Here is a 576-nt window from a genome sequence, read left to right as displayed (position 1 = left end):
AGTACTGTCTCGTGGGCTCGGAGATGTGTATAAGAGACAGCTTTTTAGCAATGGAAAAGCAATAAAATTAGCCTGGTCTTCGAAAACGAAAAGCATTGCTTCGCCATTTTTGGTTAAATTCTGATAATCCCAGGTATGGTAAAAATCATATTTTAAAGCGGCCGAAACATATCTGTTCCAAGCAGTTTTTTGCGCCAAAGGAATAACAAAGGCACGAGTGGCTGTATTTTTCATGATGATTTACATTAATCTGATTTGGGATTTCATAGCTAGGCCATGCCAAAAGCCTTCGGTTCTTTTACTTTCAGATCGGCCTTAGGAACCTTTAAAATTAAATTGCTCGATTGCGTGCAAAGTTGCTTTGGTCAATTGGACGGAGCGCCGATAAACGAACTCGCTTTAACAACCATTTTGAGCATTTCATTTTCAAGCGCAACGGCTTCAAATCCGGCTCGATGGTAGCAACGAATAGCTACGATATTTTCTGGATGGACGTGTAAAAAAACATGTTCGAGTTTGAGGTCGGAAAAAGCAATTTGGAGCAACCGTCTGGTAGCTTCGAAACCTATTCCCTTG

At 40.8% G+C, this 576-nt stretch carries 1 protein-coding gene and 1 pseudogene; both read right to left on the bottom strand.

Annotation, left to right across the window (positions count from 1 at the left end; all coding sequences use genetic code 11):
- Nucleotides 1–234 (bottom strand): annotated as a pseudogene (locus JHD69_RS20155) (hypothetical protein); the annotation flags it as partial.
- Between the two features lie 131 nt (nt 235–365).
- Nucleotides 366–576: GNAT family N-acetyltransferase (locus tag JHD69_RS20150; protein ID WP_199142119.1), on the bottom strand; the 211-nt coding region annotated here is incomplete at its 5' end.

The sequence above is a fragment of the Pedobacter sp. ASV12 genome (assembly GCF_016429155.1).
Taxonomy (GTDB): Bacteria; Bacteroidota; Bacteroidia; order Sphingobacteriales; family Sphingobacteriaceae; genus Pedobacter.
Note: the sequence above shows the minus strand (reverse complement) of the source record. Positions and strands in the feature narration are given on the sequence as shown.